14 protein-coding genes are annotated in these 15663 nt (G+C 33.0%); 6 read left to right on the plus strand and 8 right to left on the minus strand.

Features of this window, described 5'->3' with window-relative positions:
• Positions 1-91: 91 nt before the first annotated feature.
• The gene (locus tag BM308_RS00140) at positions 92-1096 is read right to left on the minus strand and encodes a hypothetical protein (protein ID WP_074942277.1); all 1005 of its coding nucleotides are present in this window, start codon (positions 1094-1096) and stop codon (positions 92-94) included.
• A gap of 410 nt (positions 1097-1506) precedes the next feature.
• Between BM308_RS00140 and BM308_RS00145 the strand changes: the two genes are divergently transcribed.
• Positions 1507-2265 carry an exonuclease domain-containing protein gene (locus tag BM308_RS00145; RefSeq protein WP_074942278.1) on the plus strand — a complete coding sequence of 253 codons (759 nt, stop codon included), beginning with the start codon at positions 1507-1509 and terminating at the stop codon, positions 2263-2265.
• Positions 2266-2363: 98 nt separating this feature from the next.
• Positions 2364-3332, plus strand: coding sequence for a hypothetical protein (locus tag BM308_RS00150; RefSeq protein ID WP_074942279.1), 969 nt, complete (start codon positions 2364-2366; stop codon positions 3330-3332).
• A gap of 188 nt (positions 3333-3520) precedes the next feature.
• On the opposite strand, the gene BM308_RS00155 is transcribed toward BM308_RS00150, so the two are convergent.
• Together BM308_RS00155 and BM308_RS00160 are read right to left on the minus strand one after the other, a co-directional pair.
• Positions 3521-4177 (minus strand): HEPN domain-containing protein, encoded by a 657-nt coding sequence (locus tag BM308_RS00155; RefSeq protein WP_074942280.1) that lies wholly within the window; start codon positions 4175-4177, stop codon positions 3521-3523.
• 215 nt (positions 4178-4392) lie between these two features.
• A complete protein-coding gene (locus tag BM308_RS00160) occupies positions 4393-4800 on the minus strand; it encodes a hypothetical protein (protein WP_074942281.1) in 408 nt (135 codons plus the stop codon).
• Positions 4801-5185: 385 nt separating this feature from the next.
• On the opposite strand from BM308_RS00160, the gene BM308_RS00165 reads away from it, so the two are divergent.
• On the plus strand, positions 5186-6943 hold the full coding sequence (locus BM308_RS00165) for a DUF262 domain-containing protein (protein WP_074942282.1): 1758 nt from the start codon (positions 5186-5188) through the stop codon (positions 6941-6943).
• A gap of 347 nt (positions 6944-7290) precedes the next feature.
• Here BM308_RS00165 and BM308_RS13470 read toward each other — a convergent pair whose 3' ends face one another.
• Both BM308_RS13470 and BM308_RS00175 read right to left on the minus strand, forming a co-directional pair.
• Positions 7291-7662: an HNH endonuclease gene (locus BM308_RS13470; protein ID WP_074942283.1), complete on the minus strand. Its 372-nt coding sequence runs from the start codon at positions 7660-7662 to the stop codon at positions 7291-7293.
• 330 nt (positions 7663-7992) lie between these two features.
• Entirely contained in the window at positions 7993-8313 is a 321-nt protein-coding gene (locus BM308_RS00175) for a hypothetical protein (RefSeq protein WP_074942284.1), read from the minus strand.
• Positions 8314-8502: 189 nt separating this feature from the next.
• Here BM308_RS00175 and BM308_RS13275 point away from each other — a divergent pair, with 189 nt between their 5' ends.
• A complete protein-coding gene (locus BM308_RS13275) occupies positions 8503-9861 on the plus strand; it encodes a BspA family leucine-rich repeat surface protein (RefSeq protein ID WP_074942285.1) in 1359 nt (452 codons plus the stop codon).
• A gap of 126 nt (positions 9862-9987) precedes the next feature.
• On the opposite strand, the gene BM308_RS00185 is transcribed toward BM308_RS13275, so the two are convergent.
• From BM308_RS00185 to BM308_RS00195, 3 genes are all read right to left on the minus strand, one after another.
• Positions 9988-10209, minus strand: a complete 222-nt coding sequence (locus BM308_RS00185; RefSeq protein ID WP_074942286.1) for a helix-turn-helix domain-containing protein — start codon at positions 10207-10209, stop codon at positions 9988-9990.
• A gap of 48 nt (positions 10210-10257) precedes the next feature.
• Positions 10258-11985, minus strand: coding sequence for a BspA family leucine-rich repeat surface protein (locus BM308_RS00190; RefSeq protein WP_074942287.1), 1728 nt, complete (start codon positions 11983-11985; stop codon positions 10258-10260).
• Positions 11986-12133: 148 nt separating this feature from the next.
• A complete protein-coding gene (locus tag BM308_RS00195) occupies positions 12134-13168 on the minus strand; it encodes a BspA family leucine-rich repeat surface protein (RefSeq protein ID WP_074942288.1) in 1035 nt (344 codons plus the stop codon).
• 261 nt (positions 13169-13429) lie between these two features.
• Here BM308_RS00195 and BM308_RS00200 point away from each other — a divergent pair, with 261 nt between their 5' ends.
• Entirely contained in the window at positions 13430-13837 is a 408-nt protein-coding gene (locus BM308_RS00200; RefSeq protein ID WP_074942289.1) for a hypothetical protein, read from the plus strand.
• Between the two features lie 330 nt (positions 13838-14167).
• Positions 14168-15658: a hypothetical protein gene (locus BM308_RS00205; protein ID WP_074942290.1), complete on the plus strand. Its 1491-nt coding sequence runs from the start codon at positions 14168-14170 to the stop codon at positions 15656-15658.
• Positions 15659-15663: the final 5 nt, after the last annotated feature.

Below are 15663 nucleotides of genomic sequence, written 5' to 3' on the forward strand. Positions count from 1 at the left end.
AGATAAGATATAGCTCTAGTCTCTCTGTTGTCCCAAATTTCTATATTAAATCATGCCTATTCAATAGCGAATCCTCGATTATTTGATTAGGTCATTTTCTGCATGTTAACTCTTCCCTATATGAATCATATCTACAGTGTTCTATAAATCGTCCTTGCTCGTCTCTAACATCATATTCCTTTACATATTTTTTCTCATAGCGTCTCCACTTCTCAAGCTCTCTATTTTCCGCTGGATCAATAACTGTGTATCCTGTTCCAACAAACCTACAACCATCTTTATCATATCCGCCATAAAATTTATCTAACAGATGATTGAACTGAATTTTATTAGCTTTATTAAGTTCATTTTTTAAATACTTAAGCTTACCAACCAGATCTGTATAGCGCTTGTGAATATGTTGTTTTAAGACCTCTTCAACACTATTCCTAAGAATTTCGGAATACGGTAGATTATTCTGTCCTATATTTTCAACGCTAAATGGGTAATAGTATTCTGCATCCTCTTTGGCTTTATCTCGATGAAGAAACCTTTTTTCCGATAAGGATATGCCAATTTCACTTCCTCCAAATCTGCAATCTAAGTGGTACGAATAATTTGCGCTTTCTTGTTCTAGTTTTAGATATAGTTCATTTCTAATTTTCATTCCTGTCTTTGAGTAATTTGAATAACCTATATTCAGTTTCCCTGGAATAACATCAACGATAATGGACGTCTTTCTTGGTTTATCTACAACATTAAAACCAGCCTCATCGAAAGCCTTCTTTACATATGCGGCATATAGATTATCAAGTGAAGGCTCTGATGAGGTCATGATAAAAGCATAGTTATCTAGAGAGCCTAATCGTAGTACAGTTTCTCTATCTAAGTGATCTGTTTTTTCTTTTGAGTTTATATATACGGATATACCTTTATTATTTTTTTTCTTATATGTAAATTCCGGATAAGAGCTCGGATAAATTTCGACAATCTTTTCTGGAGTGCGAACAATAGTCTCTATCTTTGGCTCTTCCCCCATAATTAAACTGCAAGAACTCAATAAAACACTTTGCATTGCAAGTATGAAATATCGAATGGATAGATTTAATTTATTCATATTACCTTCCAGATTTTTAACCTTAACAGATAACTTGTGTATATGTGAGTAACTAAATAAATTCAGTAGACTTTTGATTTACTGTCTGCAATCTAACTCAATCCAAACTTGTGGATAAGCTCTATTCCATCTTCTATGATATGGATAATAAGCAGTGTAATCATGATGATAAGAAGCACTTCTGTTCTACTGTATTTTCTATTTTTAGCCATATCTTGTTCCTCATGTATATGCCTTTTCATAAGGTATTTTAATTGTAGTATGTATAAGTCTTATAGAAAGCGGATCGTTAAACTAAATCAAATCACATATCAGAATTCGGAATGATGATTAGTTATATTTAAGATAAAAGCAGACAGTAAATATCCCTTATTTTTTGTTCTGCTTTTTAAGTCTTAAGAGGTCATTCCGTGAGATTTACCAAGAAGAAAATAGACTACCGAAACCGAATTGTAGCTTTAGATATTGAAGCTACCGGAAATCACTATAATTCTGACGTGATTCAGTTTTCTATGATCAACGAAAATAGAAAACAGCTATTCAACGTTTATACCTGTCCCATGAGTTTTCCTATTGCCTATTTAAAAAGGCTTTTGAAGAAAAGTTGCATGGTAAATCATATAACCTATGAAAAGATTGCCGGACGCAAACCTCTTTTCTTTTATAAGGAATCTATTCAGAAGTATCTTAACAACGCAGACGTTATTGTAGGCTTTTCAATTCATAACGATATAAGGTGGCTCAATAAGAACGGTATTCATATCGCCAATAATAAGACCATCATTGATGTTCAACGAGTTATTAAGGTGTATAGCTATTTACAGAAAAAACAGACAGATTGGAATAAGCTTTATTCTCTGGCAAAGTGTGCTCAATACTGTGGCTTTTCTCCAGAAAAGAACAAGATACCGTTACATAACTCTCTTGGTGATGCAGAGGCAACTCTGTACTGTTATGAATATCTGCAGAGCCGGCAGCTTGATTTATCTGTAGGCAGAACTGATTCAGAGGGTAAACCTCTGATGAGAAAAGAAGATATAGATAAAAATATCGAAGTGATGAAACGTTACTCGAATGTTTTAAAGGATTTTTCCTGTTTGGATCAGGATACATCCACAATATCTGATTTGCTTCAAAACGAAGTTAATGAGCTTATCTCTTGTATTTAACTTTCAAAATTTAACGAAATAATAAAAGAATACTCATCTTATTCTGGAACGATACTTTCTTATTATTAAGAAACAACTAAATATGCGAGGGATAAGAGATGGACTGTATTCAATATGTTAATTCCAAAGACATACGTCAATATCTTTACAATATTGATTATCATCTGTCTCTCGATCAAATGATTTTCCTTATCAGAAACTGCCGTTTTATCAGTGTTGATAAAAAAATTGTGGAACTTCTTTTCCTAAAAGAACATAATGAGAACAAAATTCTTTCCTCTGTTAGAAATGACTTGTACTACGCTGAATTATTAGGGATCAGTGCATACGAATTTATTGATGGTACTGTTAATTATCTAAAGTCCCAAATACAAGCGTTAAAAGAGACAAATGAGGATTGCTTTTATCAGATTGAGTTCTTGTTGAATGACGACATGACTTATCTTCCTTATAAATACTATAAGACATATCAGCAGTGTCTTGAAACTATTCAAAAAAACACTCGTCTTCTGGAAAAAAGTCACTGCTTTAAGATTAGTAAAATCAAGTTTTCTGAGGCTACTGTTGCTGAGTGTATTTTATCTAACGATTTTCGGATTATGGCTATAGAATCATATGGTACACCTTGCCCTTTTGATGAAAATGCACAACAAATATCGCTGCCAATTCCATTTAAAAAAGGTGATCTTGTAAAAATTAATTTCTATCCATATCCAAGTATGAATTATTCCCTTTTAAGTTCTTTTAAATTTGTTTTTTTCGGCTATAAAACAGATGATGTATATAAAATTGGACAAGACTCAAGAGAAAACGATATTCCTCTGTTTGGACACTTTTTCGATGATGCTTTCTTTTTAATGGAAGGAAAACCAAGTAGTTTTATTCTTGAATACATGACACCAGATCTTTCCGTGCATGAAGATAGGAAACTTTCGCTTGTTAGTCAATATGTAAAAGGACAAATTGACCTAGGCAAACTATATTCAGAGAGTCGCTATCTGGATGATAAGAATCGATTAGACTCGAAAAAAAATATAGATCCTGTTTTACGCGAAGTTTATTACTAATAATTAAGAGTATTTATTATTCGAAGATTTTGAATAGTCTTACATAGGAGTTTACTGAAATACTTTGTTTCATTCAAATTATCCCCTCCCCATAGAAAAGAAAAGGTGCCACACCTGGGGCACCTCTGTTATGTTTCTAAAAAATAATTGATAAATACTGAATAAATATACTCTTATTGTTTCCCTTTTTATTCTTTAATCGGCATATAGTATGGTTTGCCCCATATTTCCTTATCAGGTGCTTCCATCATCAACTGAACTATTACAGGGAAAATCTCAAACATCAGCTGCAAAGCATCCTCAATTTGAGGTCGATTAAGCATACTCTCAAATGTGGCACCACCATGCAGTAGCTGATTACGTAAGGTATAGAGCCTTCCTAGTACCATGGAAAGCATCACACTAGTATCCTTTTCTGCAACTAGTCTTTTTGCTTTAATAATGCTTTTACTTAAGCTATCTTCCCAATTACTGTCATCCATATTTCCATTAACAAAGTGCCAGTATTTTTCAAAAGTGAATTTATTCTGAATTAGTGAAAGCACGGCGTTTTTTGATTGCTGCCATAGAATATCGCTGATTTCTTTCTTAGTATCTTGTTCCAAAATCTTTTCAAAAAATTCACTAATGAGAACGTGCTCTGATTTAAATGCGGCAGATAATTCCCTTCCGTAGGCAGAGTTAAATCCTATCCACATTGTAATAAAGCTTAAATCAAGCTCTCCTTTTAGATTTAAATCCTTTGCTTTTTTAAACCAGCTTAAAGCTCGATGAATTCTAATTCTAAAAGGTTCATCAAATGACATTTTATTTTCTGAATAATAATCAACAACATCCTGAAGCATAGTTTTATTCTCTTATTGGGTTCGTAAGGAGAAACAGTAAATTCTTTCGTTATTATCTTTACAGATTAGTTCGGATTTACTAAATCTGTCGTGAAGTTTATCTAAAGACAAAAATTAATACGATAATCTTCAAGATTTGGAACTACAGAGTATCGGCATAACCGTTTTGCGAAAGTACAAATGCGCTTAAGGGTATAAAGTATTTCCCCATTTACTTAAACTGCAGCTATAGGCTCATTGTTATGATCAAAATACATGTAATATCTGTTTTGACACAACATTCCAAACATGCTGACAGGAGCATGTTTATACACATTGTCACAGATCAGCTCTGACTCTGTAAAATCGATACGGTTCTTTTTAAAGACTTCATAGATTTCAAAATTAAAGATTCTTTGCAGTCTTTTTATTATTTCCAAATCCCCCTGAACATAAAGGTTATTGAATTTACGGTACTTAACTTTGGAGATTGTCAGATGCTGACTTAGGGCACAAAAAAAGAAATCGTCGAAGTTATCAGGAATACTGATAAGAACACCTGAGCCAAATTGATCAACGTAAAGTTTGAAGAATACTTCTGTTTTGTCTTTCGTAATTTCAGTATAGATATCATCGAATTTCATAAAACTTCTCCTGAAATTTTGAATTGAAATGATTCAATTAGCATTTTTAATGTGAAAAAAGAGAGAATATTCTCAATAGAACGTTTTTTTTCGTATTAAGGATAAGTAAGGATCGTTCCAGAATTTGATTATTAAAAAAAGAACTTATAAATTGATTCACTGGTCAAATTATATTAAACGAGTATTAGCTAATTGAGACTTTATAAACTAATTTTCTTATTGATTATTACTTTATTCGCGCTTATCGCTGATAAAGGAACATATTCAAATATTTCGATAGTAATTTCTTTACAGAAAAAAATACCAAATTATTTAATATCTATACTCTGTAAACATAACCGTTTTTTAATTACAGAATTGTATTGCATCCAAGAGGATTCTATTTATGGGAAGTGATTTTCAAACACCTATAACAATTAAAGATGCTATTGATAGAATTCACAATAGATATTACTTATTGCCTGCTATTCAAAGAAAATTCACATGGAGCAGTAGCCAAATTGAAATGCTTTTTGACAGTATTTTACAAGGCTACCCTATTAACTCCTTCATGATGTGGAAAATTTCGGATTCTAAAATAAAAAACAATTATAAGTTCTATGGCTTCCTTACTAAGTTCAAGGAGCGCTTTTCTGAAGATAATGAGGAAGTTGCTACAAATGGGTGTTCAGATTTCGAAGCAGTAATTGATGGACAACAGAGGTTGTCGAGTCTTTATATTGGCCTTAGAGGTTCATACGCATATAAAATGCCAAGAAAATGGTGGTATGAAGATGAAAAAAATCTTCCAACAAGAAGATTATATTTGAATCTTAGTGCCCCAGTTAAACAGCAATATGACAATCAGAAAATCTATGATTTTCGTTTTCTGAGTAAGGATGACCTACTTACATTTGAAAAAAATCAAACAGAAGACGTGTGGTTTGAAGTTGGGACAATTCTTAATTTATCAAGCATTGCAGAGCTTAATAAATACATTCGAGAGAATAAGTTAGAAAATAATAGTTATGCTTGCGAAACACTTGAAAAACTTTATGAATGCGTTCATGTGAAGAAAACAATTAACTATTATTTACAAGAAGAACAAGACCCAGACAAGGTACTAGAAATATTTATTCGCACAAACAGTGGCGGAACTCCTTTATCTTTTTCGGATTTGTTGATGTCTATTGCATCCGCAAATTGGAAAAAAATAGATGCTCGACAAGAAATTAATAACATTGTTACGGCTGTATCTAAAATCGGAAGGCCGAGCTTTTTTATCGATAAAGATTTTGTTTTAAAAACTTGTCTAGTTCTTTTTATAGACAATATCAAATTTCAACTCAAGAATTTCACTTTCGATAATGTACAGATATTCGAAGCAAATTGGGAAAAAGCAAAAAAATGTATTCTTGCGGCATTTACTCTTTTTGAAAAAATTGGTTTTAATAACATTACATTTCGAGCAAAGAATGCGGCTATTCCAATTATATATTACATTTACTATCACAATTTAGAGGATTCAATTGTAAAAGCAACTTATGATGAAAATGACAAAAAAGAAATAACTAGGTGGCTTTCTCTTACATTTATCAAATCGATATTTGGTGGTCAGACTGACTCTGTGCTTGTTACGATGAGGAAAGTTTTAAAAGAAACAGATAAAGCAAAATTCCCTGCACAAGAGTTGATGGATGCTTTTAAAAACAACCCTGCTAGAAATTATAGTTTTGATGAAGATTTTCTTGATGGGCTTTTAGAAACACAAAAAGACAGCAATGATGCGTTCTATGTTCTTCACCTTCTTTACCCTGACCTTGACTATTATAATCAGGATTTTCATCAGGACCATTTACATCCTGCAACGATTTTTGAAGACGAAACTAAATTTGTTAATTCTATTCCGTTGGAAGATCAAGAATTTGCAAAAAATAAAAAAAATTGGAACAGCGTTTCAAATTTACAGTTACTAAACGGAGATAAGAACAAATCAAAAAATAAAAAATCATTAGATAGGTGGGTTAAAGAACAAAAAATAGAGATGTCTAAACTATATTTATCTGATGACACGAGTTTAGATATAAAAGACTTCAAAAAATTCATTGAAGACAGAAGAAATAATATTAAAACTTTTCTGAAAAATGAGATAAATAACATCTAGATTTAATACACTAATGTTAATCAGCTTTATTTTGTCTAGATAGGGTAATTGAGGTAGTTGCGGTTGCGAAGTATACAAAATATAGATGCATATTAAGTTGTTTATGTTTATGGAAGTAATAATCTTCAAAAATCTTTTTTTGGGGAGAGATGTCGATTTAAGGGAGAACATTTAAATAAATTTAGATAATTCCACTATTAATCAAAGCTCCTGCAAGACTTTCGGAGAGGTGGATTAAAATCCTCTCTTTCCTGCGCTCACTCAGACCGTCATACCTTAAACATATTTTGTAGCCCTAGCGAGAGGCTAGGGTTATTATTTTATTGTTGAAATTTGGGTAAAATTAGTTAGCTTTTTTTATACTCATTAAATGAGGTCATATTCTTATTAGCAACCTTTTCAAGTTTCTTTACGTCTTGTTCCAAGTCTAAGATGTGCATCTTTTTATGACAGTTTGGGCATATAGCAACTGCATTATATACATCATCAGCTCCACCTCTTTCTAGCCATTGAACATGATGACATTCAAGATAGGGTCTTTGATCTTTATTAACGAATGGAGCTGGTTGGTTGCATAGTTGGCAAACACCGTTAGCGATTTCTTTAACAATATCTCCAATAAGTTTTTTTCGTTCTTTGTTTTGTGTAGTAGTGGTAATAACTTTTTTCTCTCTTGTAGATTTCTTTAACGTTTCATAGCTTTTTTTCAATTTTTCCAATATAGAAGGCTCTTGTTCTGGGGGAGTTGGAGGTGTTCTTGTTTCCCCATCCTTAGGAGGATGTCCATAGGTGTCATAAAGATATATTGCAAATTCTATTAGTGATAGATTGCATGTATTTTTATCTTTTTCCTTACAACTAATTAAAAGCCTTTGGAGGATAAGTTCATCATCGGTTGAACTGTATGTTATTTTGAGTTTGTCACAGAAATATCTTAAATGTTCAATGGAATGAATAGTAAGATATCTGTCTGGATAAGAAACAGCTAAGATTTTTGAGCGTACTGTTGGAGCAATTTCATTATTTCTTATTGCTACCCAGTCATCCTTTCATCCTGCATCAAAGAGGTCACATAGAGACTTTCGTATATTCTTAAATGCCTCATCAACAGAATTTCCCCATTTTTGTGTATATTTGTATTGATTTTCTTCCTTACTAAACCAAACCCCAAATTTTTGGATCTGAGAGCCTGCAATATTTCCTAAGTCCTTTAACTGTCTTTCAATACGGTAGCAAAAGTTTTCTTTGCCCCCATCACCCATTGCATAATCTTCAATTGTCATTTTTTCAATGGAATGTCTATTGAAGTCAGTTACAAATTCATTCCTTAGTTCTGTTAATTCAGTTAGATTGGAATCAATGTGTTTCATTCTATCTTCCAAAGTTAGTTTGTTCTTATTCAATATCAACTTATCTTTTTATAGAACATTATTGTTCTAGATTCCATTAGTTATCAGAAATTTTCTTAGATAATCTATTTAAAAAAAACACTTCAGATTCTGGAATGATGAATTCTTAAACTGTAAAAAAAAGAATCAAAAGTTCTTGGAGAAGTTGTTATGAATTCATTGTTAGATCGTAAGATCGTTGTTACATCCCGTCAGGAACTTCAGCAGATTATAGAGCAAAGAATCAAAGAAATTGGTCCGGAATGTTCTTTAAATGATCTGGATGTTTCAAATATAACCGACATGAGTAAACTCTTTTTTAACTCAGATTTTAACGGTGATATTTCAGAGTGGGATGTGTTCAATGTCGAAGATATGTCGAACATGTTCAGCGGTTCAAAGTTTTCTAAAGACATATCTTCCTGGAACATCATTAGAGCATGGAAAACCATTGAGACCGCATTTAAAAATACGCCATTTGAGGATAATCCTTTTAAATTATTCGATTTCTTTAAAATGGATAAATGGCATGAGGATATTCTGATAAAAGGTTACAAAATCAAAGTCAGAACCAATGATGAGCTAAGACTGATAATCAGGCGTCTTATAAGAGAAAACGGAAACAGTACAAATCTTAATGTTCTTGATGTTTCCCTGCTGACTGATTTTTCCTATGCCCTATCTAATCTTAAGTTTGATGGAGATATTAACTCATGGGTGTTCCATCATTCAGGAACCAATTTTGAAGGAATGTTCATGAATGCAGATTTCCATTCGGATATCTCAAGGTGGAATGTTTTTAAAGTATATAGCATGAAGAGTATGTTTAAAGGCAGCTCTTTTAACGGCGATATCTCAAAATGGAATGTACTTAACTGCAGAAACATGTCTTCAATGTTTGAGTCATCTGAATTTACCGGAGACATCAGTAAATGGAAAACAACAAATGTTGAAGATATGAGCTATATGTTCTGTGACTCTGTATTTAACGGAGATATTTCTGAATGGAATCTTCTTTCAGTAAGCTCTCTTGAAGGTACATTTAAAGAATCAATCTTTAATCAGGATATCAGTAAATGGATGGTTGGATGCTGCAAGGATTTCAGTCATTGTTTTGAAAAGTCTAAATTTACCGGTGATATTTCAAAATGGGTAGTCAGCGCAGCTAAGGATATGACCGAAATGTTCTGTGAATCAGAATTTAATGGAGATATAAGTCGCTGGAATGTATCTCAGGTGAATTTTATGAGTGGCATGTTCAAAGGTTCAAAGTTCAATCAGGATATTTCAAAATGGGATGTATCAAATGTTGATGAAATGGGCTGGATGTTCGAGGATTCGCAATTCAATCAGGATATAAGTAATTGGGATGTTTCGAAAGTAACTGAATGTTTTTCTATGTTTGATAACTGCCCTTTTGATGGAGACTTAAGTCGCTGGCATTTTAATGAACACGCATGGGTTGAAGAGCATCTATGGGATCTGATGCATAAGGACAAAAATTCGAAGAGAACATCTGATTTGAGCTGATTTTTATTAGGTATAACAATTCATTATAGAGAGACTATTAGTTTATCTATAAGGCCTGATAGGAAATGTTAAATACATAATTTTCCAATCAGGCCTCGTTTTTTCCTTTTTTTTAACGGAACGTCATTAAATATTCATGGCCTTCTTATAAAGCTCATCTTTAGAAAGAATTTCTTCAGTCGTATTTTCAAAAAGCTTTATCATTTTTCTGCTCTGTAATTCCGATACAGGACGTTTTTCAGCCTCAAGCATTGAAATGTACTTTTCACTAATTCCAAGCTTATCAGACAGCTCCTTTATAGATACTTTCAGCGCTACTCTTAAGGATTTATATAAATCACCTGTCATAATTTTCTCCTTTAACCAAGGTTGCATCGTTCTCATTTGAACATAGATTTACTGCATATCTAGAGATTCTTTAAATCTTGGTTTATGAATATCCTGTACTTTTGAATTTTCAAACATATCTGTAGCTAACACGTACAAATTAACATTCCATCGACTGATATCTCCATTAAAATCTGACTCGCTGAACATTCCTATCATATTCCCACAAGCTCCTACACGCCATCTGCTGATGTCTCCATTGAATTTTGATTTTCTAAACATATAGGACATATCTCTATTGAGAGATAAATCCCATTTGCTTATTTCTCCGGTAAATACTGAGTTATAGAACATTCCAGACATATTCTTTACGTTTACTACATTCCATTTACTGATATCACCGTTAAATACTGAATTACTGAACATATACCTCATTGAGGTAACCCTGCATACATCCCATTTACTAATATCTCGATTGAATTTGGAGCCATAAAACATAAATGACATTTTTTTAACTTTAGAAACATTCCAATTACTTATATCTTCGTTAAAAGCAGAGAACTCGAACATATAACTCATATTTCTGACTTTAGAAACATCCCATTGACTGATATCCCCATTGAAAATTGAATATGAAAACATTCCTTTCATATTCTTTACATTCGACACATTCCAAGAACTTATATCTTTATTGAATAGAGAACGGCAAAACATACAGGACATATCTTTAACCTTAGACACATCCCATTCAGAAATATCCTGATTAAATTTTGAGCGATTAAACATACAATTCATATCGGTAACATGTGAAACATTCCATTCGTGGATAGCACTGTTAAATTCAGACGCCGTAAACATAAAACTCATGTTCTTAACGTTAGATACGTTCCATGAGCTTATATCTTTATTAAATTGAGATTCATAAAACATCCCGGACATATCTTTTACATTGGAAACATTCCACTCAGAAATATCCCCGTTGAAGACAGCCTCATAAAACATCCAGGACATATCTTTTACATTGGAAACATTCCACTGGCTGATATCTCCATTAAATAAAGATCTGGCAAACATGCTATCCATTCTTTTAACAGAGGATACATCCCATTTAGAAATATCACCGTAAAATTCAGAGCCCATGAACATATCAGACATGTCTTTAACATTAGAAACATTCCATATGCTGATATCACCGTTAAACTTAGAGCATCTAAACAATCCAGACATATCTATAACATTGGAAACATTCCAATTGCTGATATCTCTATTAAATAAAGATCCGCCAAACATGCTCTCCATTCTATTAACAGATGATACATCCCATTTAGAAATATCACCGTTATATTTAGATGCGACAAACATTTTCGACATATCATTAACATTAGAAACATTCCACTGGCTGATATCTCCATTAAATAAAGATCTGGCGAACATACTATTCATTCTTTTAACAGAGGATACTTCCCATTTAGAAATATCACCGTTGAATTCAGAGTCACTGAACATATAAGACATATCTGTAACATTAGAAACATCCCACTTGCTGATATCGCCATTAAAACTTGAATTGCAAAACAATTGAGACATATCTGTAACATTGGAAACATCAATAAAGTTCAGATTACATTCATCTCCCTCTATCAACATAGTTTCTTCAATTAGATTGAGTAGTTCTTCTTTTGATTTAACAGTTACTTTTTCACTTTCCGAATTTTTATCAGAATATTCACTATCTGAAACTCTACTATCCGTTGAAATTCCATTTTCGCATTTATCACAGAATTCAATGTTTTTCATAATTATCACCATAGCTAGTTTAGTTTTATTCAAACATTACCAATACGTTATAAGTCGTATAAACAGAACGAAAAATGACAAAAAAGAATAAACTTGTCGTTAAGTCTTTTCTCTATAATTGAATTTGCTTCATTGAAAAATTAATCCATCAATCCCAGTCATCGTAGTACTCCTCAGCAAGCCTCATAGTCTTAAAAATACGTTCAAGACTGTTATTGATATTTAATTTGAGATAAATACGATTTGACAGGTTGCTCTTGTGAAGCCCCCTTAAAATTGCTGCACACAAAGGTCGCTCATCTGTCTGATCGTATGGGTAAGCTTCAAAAAACCATTGACCGTTAGCAGTTTGAAACAATTCAAAATCGTCATACTCATCCTTACCTATTGCCACCCAGCTAATTTTTACGTACCTCAAGAAGTTGTGCTCAGGGGAATATGAAAAATCAAGTCCTGTAATTTCAACCTCGAAATCAGCTATTTTTAATTCATCTGCATGAAAATAATCAAACACGAGCTCTTTGCTTAAATTATCATTTAAATCCGCTTCTTTTTGAGGAAAACGAACCCATTTAGGTTCAAAATCTTTGCAAACATTTTTGGAGAGAAAATGCTTGGGTTTTAATACTAGAGGAACTCTCCATCCTGATAGATCTTTATTAAAAGCTGAGGCATAAAACATCTTCTCCATATTTTTTACACGAGAAACATTCCATTTTGATACGTCTTGATTGAAATTAGACACATAAAACATATGGGACATATCGGTTACTTTGCAGACATTCCATTTGGAAATATCACCATTGAAAATTGATGAACTAAACATATATGACATGTTTCTTACTCTACACACATTCCACGTTGAAATGTCACCATTAAATTTGGAAGAAAAGAACATTTGCTTCATGCTTCGTACATGGGATACATTCCAGTTACTGATATCTCCATTGAATTTAGAATTGAAAAACATAGAGTCCATGTTTCTGGCATTAGAAACATTCCACTGGCTTATATCTCCATTAAAGTCAGTGTTGCTAAACAGTCCGCTAAAATCAGTAATGCCTGAGACATCGATATGATTTAAAGAGCAATTAGGCCCATGCAGAATAATCAAGGTATAAACAAGATCTTCCAACGCTGACTTATTGTTTATAACAACCTTTTTCTTTAATGCTGAAGACATAATCTGTAAATTCTCCAAGACAGATTAACGCAATCAATTACAGAATTTTTTTTCTTTAGAATAAAGAATCATCATTCCAGAACCTGAAAACTATCGAAAATATTCTTTAACGAAAGCCCAATAAAGAAATCATAACCATTCGGAATCTGGAATATTCGTGACTTATGCTTTATGCAATCAGAAAGCTAGATGCCAGAAATATTTTTCTCTGTGGATAATCCCTTTTTTGATAACAACAGCAATTAAATTTAGGAGTACATGATGAGAAGAAAGTTCTTACGCCAAATTGCTCTCAGGCGAAGAAATACTCTTGTGAAATATGCCATGTTGATGGCAATGGAGTTGACTTCATTTTGTCTTGATAATGATAGCGCCGAAGATCAGGTTCTGAACAAAACTAACCGTGATTTATATATGGAGTTATTTGAGAGAATACTTAGAGCAATTCAGCTTGATACAAGATACATTAGAAAGATTAAATGCTATGACGTTAGCGACATGATTACATGCGATGATCTGCTGGATCATATACAGTTCAGCTATCCTGAGATAATCAGATCTATAAAATACAGTGAAGAGTCCTTTAACCTTGATAAAGTAAAACATAACCTTGAAGCTTACGAGTCAGTGCTAACGAAGTGCAGAGAGCTTTATATAAAAATAAAGTAAGGCTGTTATCAACAAATAACGAAAAAAAACTTTATATATAAAGGTATTATTTAATTTTTTCGAGAATTAGAATTTTTCATTTTTATACCAATCAAGATCTGGAATGATATGCAGTTATTCTATAAATGAGAGCTAAGAGTAAAGCACTCTGAAGCGTAAAAACGATGCAGCGCCATATTCTTTGTGCCGGTGCCGGCGGGCGTTGTATTCGTGGGATCGTTTACTTTCATTTATCTTATGCTTGCGGTCCTTAATTTCTCAGAGTGCTTTACCCTCGCCTTTCAGCTCCAACCAAACAAATACTAAGACCGCCTTAAAAGAGGTGTTGATATGTCTATATTTCCTAACCTATACGAAACATTTGAATATAGAAAAAATATAAGTAGACTGCGTAAGCCTAACTATATTCCTTCCTATGAGGGTGGATGGAACTGCAGGCTTTATCCAGTAACAGCGCTAAAACAGCATTTTGCATCAGGAATTTATAACGAGACAAAGTTCTATCTTAGATATGATGAGGACTCAAGAAAGTACTCGGAAAAAATTATTCAAGATGCTTTAGAGACTGATCCTGCTGCAGTTGTTAAGGTTGCTGTTGAACTCTACGAAGACTATGAAATGAGGCTCAATCCTATCTTTCTTCTGATGTATATGCTTCATCCCTATAGAGGATGGAGAGACGAAATCAGAGAAGGATTTAAAAGGATAACAAAAAGTCCTATGGACATAAAAAAACAGTTTGACCTCTATCTGTTTTTTTACAAAAACAAGAACAAACTTCCGTCTTTTCTTAAAAGATTATGGAAGAAAAGAATTGAAGGCTTATCTAGATATCAGCTTCAGAAATACAAGAACAAGGCAAATCTGTTTGATATCATCAAGATCTGCCATGCCCATAATTCAGATATTGACGAGTTGCTTAAAAACGGATGTCTAAAACTCAGTGAAAGTGAGGTAACCTGGGAAGAACTTCATTCCTCAGGCAAAAGTTGGAATGAGATCCTTAAAACAATAGAGGTTCCTTATTTAGCCCTTCTAAGAAACCTTAGAGGAATTATCAGGTCAGTAAATGATCCTGTACTTGTAGATAAGGTCATATCGTCGCTTAAGTCATCTGGTGTAAATCTTCAGCCATATCGTTATCTTATCGCCTATGAGGCTATAAAAGATGAAGATTCCTTATGCAAAGACAAGATTTTAAGCTGCATTTCTTCTCTTTTGGAAGGTTCTATAAACAATTTGGAAAAACTCAAGGGTAATACTCTTATTTTATCTGACAACTCCAGATCAACAAATACAGAGTGCGTATCTAAAAATTCTGAAATCACCTGTCGTGAGGTGAATAATTTGTCGGCAGTGATTACAGGAGTGAAATCAGATTATGCCAAAATCTATCCTTTTTCCGTTGATACATTTGGATATGAAGTATCTAAAACTAAAGATGTTCTTTCTCAATTTATTGAACTTGATAGTATTATAAGAAAAGATCCTTCCATGTTCCGCAGAACTGAGATTGAGAGATCTCTGTATATAGCCCTTTATGATTCCGAGGTTGTGTATGACAATGTCTTCATTTATACAGATTCTCAGGACAGTTCCTATTATTCCTGCGAGGAGGTCATAAAAAGCTATCGCAGAATTAACCCAAAACTCAATGTATTTGTGGTTCAGACTGCAGGTTATGGAACCTCTTTATTACCAATGAACTTTTATAGAGTCGGCAATTTGTGTGGTTTTACAGGCAAAGAAGTAAATCAGGTCCAAAAGATGATCAGGGATTGGGACGATTTCGACAGTTTAAACGAGAGTAACGAACTATGAATAGA

This window comes from Succinivibrio dextrinosolvens, from assembly GCF_900116345.1.
In the GTDB taxonomy this organism is placed as follows: domain Bacteria; phylum Pseudomonadota; class Gammaproteobacteria; order Enterobacterales; family Succinivibrionaceae; genus Succinivibrio; species Succinivibrio dextrinosolvens_B.

Coding starts and splice junctions, on each gene's coding strand:
- BM308_RS00200 (WP_074942289.1), top strand. CDS start 13,430: ATGAGAAGAAAGTTCTTACGCCAAATTGCTCTCAGGCGAAGAAATACT.
- BM308_RS13275 (WP_074942285.1), top strand. CDS start 8,503: ATGAATTCATTGTTAGATCGTAAGATCGTTGTTACATCCCGTCAGGAA.
- BM308_RS00165 (WP_074942282.1), top strand. CDS start 5,186: ATGGGAAGTGATTTTCAAACACCTATAACAATTAAAGATGCTATTGAT.
- BM308_RS00155 (WP_074942280.1), bottom strand. CDS start 4,177: ATGCTTCAGGATGTTGTTGATTATTATTCAGAAAATAAAATGTCATTT.
- BM308_RS00160 (WP_074942281.1), bottom strand. CDS start 4,800: ATGAAATTCGATGATATCTATACTGAAATTACGAAAGACAAAACAGAA.
- BM308_RS00150 (WP_074942279.1), top strand. CDS start 2,364: ATGGACTGTATTCAATATGTTAATTCCAAAGACATACGTCAATATCTT.
- BM308_RS00205 (WP_074942290.1), top strand. CDS start 14,168: ATGTCTATATTTCCTAACCTATACGAAACATTTGAATATAGAAAAAAT.
- BM308_RS00140 (WP_074942277.1), bottom strand. CDS start 1,096: ATGAATAAATTAAATCTATCCATTCGATATTTCATACTTGCAATGCAA.
- BM308_RS00190 (WP_074942287.1), bottom strand. CDS start 11,985: ATGAAAAACATTGAATTCTGTGATAAATGCGAAAATGGAATTTCAACG.
- BM308_RS00195 (WP_074942288.1), bottom strand. CDS start 13,168: ATGTCTTCAGCATTAAAGAAAAAGGTTGTTATAAACAATAAGTCAGCG.
- BM308_RS00185 (WP_074942286.1), bottom strand. CDS start 10,209: ATGACAGGTGATTTATATAAATCCTTAAGAGTAGCGCTGAAAGTATCT.
- BM308_RS00175 (WP_074942284.1), bottom strand. CDS start 8,313: ATGAAACACATTGATTCCAATCTAACTGAATTAACAGAACTAAGGAAT.